This window comes from Actinoplanes sp. NPDC048791 (genome assembly GCF_040650095.1).
GTDB lineage: Bacteria > Actinomycetota > Actinomycetes > Mycobacteriales > Micromonosporaceae > Actinoplanes.
This window is the reverse complement of sequence record NZ_JBEZGQ010001286.1, coordinates 1-2,054: the sequence shown is the minus strand read 5'-3', so window position 1 is coordinate 2,054 and position 2,054 is coordinate 1. Positions and strand designations below refer to the sequence as shown.

Annotated in this window: 4 protein-coding genes; 2 read left to right on the top strand and 2 right to left on the bottom strand. The window is 73.2% G+C overall.

Features of this window, described 5'->3' with window-relative positions:
- Both AB0C29_RS45490 and AB0C29_RS45485 read right to left on the bottom strand, forming a co-directional pair.
- The coding region (locus AB0C29_RS45490; protein ID WP_360834190.1) for a DUF4873 domain-containing protein at positions 1 to 207 on the bottom strand (207 nt) is incomplete at its 3' end.
- Complete coding sequence (locus AB0C29_RS45485) at positions 204 to 875, bottom strand: TetR/AcrR family transcriptional regulator (RefSeq protein WP_360834188.1); 672 nt, start codon at positions 873 to 875, stop codon at positions 204 to 206. The genes AB0C29_RS45490 and AB0C29_RS45485, both read right to left, overlap by 4 nt.
- Positions 876 to 929: 54 nt before the next feature.
- Here AB0C29_RS45485 and AB0C29_RS45480 point away from each other — a divergent pair, with 54 nt between their 5' ends.
- Entirely contained in the window at positions 930 to 1,814 is an 885-nt protein-coding gene (locus tag AB0C29_RS45480) for a diiron oxygenase (protein WP_360834186.1), read from the top strand.
- 56 nt (positions 1,815 to 1,870) lie between these two features.
- On the top strand, positions 1,871 to 2,054 hold a 184-nt coding region (locus AB0C29_RS45475), incomplete at its 3' end, for a hypothetical protein (RefSeq protein ID WP_360834184.1).

Sequence of the window (2,054 nt, the reverse complement as noted above, 5' to 3'; positions counted from 1 at the left end):
TTCGCGCAGCCCCGCCCGCAGCTGGGCCGTCAGCGTGTCGTCGGGAGCGGCCCGCCCGGCCCAGCGGTAGCGGCCCTCGATCGGCTCGAAATGCGCCGACAGCCGCACCACCACGGTGACGCTGAGCTCGCCGGTCTCGATCGTCGCCTCGCCGCGGTAGTCCTCGTCCCGGCCGTCCTCGCCCTGCGGGTCCAGGTCCGCGGTCATCGCCCGGTCACCGCCAGCCCGCCCGGAGTGTCGGCGGCGGCGCGGATGCCCGCGATGCCGCCCCAGAGGAACGTCGTCAGATACTCCGCCAGGGCGGTCCGGCTGATCGGCTGCTGCTGCCGCAGCCACCAGTCGGCGACCGTCTGGACATAACCCACGATCCCGTACGCCCACGGCAGCGCCGGCCCCGAGTCCAGGCCCAGCGCCCGCAGCCGGTCGCCCAGGATCCGGGCCAGCCCGCTGGCCACGGTGTCCATCGCGTCGGCGACCACGTCGGTGTCGCGGGCGATGCCGCGCTGGTGCACCACGAACCGGTACACGTGCGGATCCGCCTCGATGAACGTCAGGTACGCGTCGATCGCGGCGGCCACCACGTCCCGTTCCTCCCGGACCGCGGCCACGGCCGGCGCGATGGCCTCGACCACCGCGGTCGCCGCCTGCCGGCCCACCGCCAGCCACAGCCCCGACTTGTCCTCGAAGTAGCGGTAGAGCACGGGCTTGCTGACCCCGGCGTGCGCGGCCACGGCGTCGATGCCGGGCTCGGGCCCGAGCTCGCGGATCGCCTCGATCACCGCATCGACCAGCTCGGCGCGGCGGCGCTCGCGGTGATCGGCCCAGCGGCGGCTGCGCCCGTCGGGGCGGTTGACGCCCTCATCGGCAGAGTTCATAGTACGAGAAGTAGCTGTTACTTCCGGTAACGTCAACCCCTCTGGAGGTTCTCCATGGTCGTCTCCGACCGCGACCGGACCGCGACCCGGCTGCTGCGTTCGTCGGCCGAGCACTCGTACGACCCGGAAGTGGAGATCGACTGGGACGCGCCGCTGGCGAGCGACCGGTTCTACACCCCGGAGCACCGGTCCAGCCTCTACGGCACCGAGCTGTGGCAGGGACTCAGCCAGGAGCAGCGGATCACCCTGACCCGGCACGAGGTGGCCAGCATCGCCGGGCTCGGCGTCTGGTTCGAGACCATCCTCATGCAGTTGCTGATCCGCGAGTACTACCGCGCCGACCCGACCGCCGCCCACTCCCAGTACGCCCTCACCGAGGTCGCCGACGAGTGCCGGCACTCGGTCATGTTCGGCCGGATGATCGCCAAGCTGGACTGCCCGGTCTACCGGGTGGGCGCGTTCGACGACGCGCTGGGCAAGTGGATCGCCGCCACCGCCACCGGTCCCCGGATGTACGCGGCCATCCTCATCGCCGAGGAGATCCTGGACGCCCTGCAACGCGAGGCCGCGGCCGACGAGACGGTGCAGCCGCTGGTCCGGATGGTGTCGCGGATCCACGTCATCGAGGAGGCCCGGCACGTGCGCTACGCCCGTGAGGAGCTCGCCCGCCAGGTGCGCGCGGCGGGCACCCGGCGGCTCGCGTTCGACCGGGTGGTGATCGCGCGGGCGGCGTACCTGACCGGCACCCGGATCATCTCGCCGGAGGTCTACCGGTCGGTCGGCATCGAGCCCGAGGTGGGACGGCGGGCGGCGCGGGCCAACCCGTACCACCGCGAGACGATGCGGTGGGCGGGCGAGCGGATCGTGGCGTACCTGCGGGAGCTGGACCTGATCGGCGGGCCGGGCATGGCTCTGTGGCGGCGCTCCGGCCTGCTCTGAGCGGTCCTGGCACGATGTGCGGTGCCCACCGCAGGCCGAGCCAGGGGAGATCCGCAGTGCCGTTCGCCGACGAGCTCATCGGGGACCAGACCGCCCGGGCGCTGATCGCCGCGCTCGCCGCCGCGGCGCCGGGCAACGGGTGGCCGTCGCTGCGTACCGCGGCCGGTGACCTGGCCGGACGCCCGCTGCGCGAACGCAGCGACCTGTTGCGCGACGGCCTGCTCGCCGACCTGCCGGGCG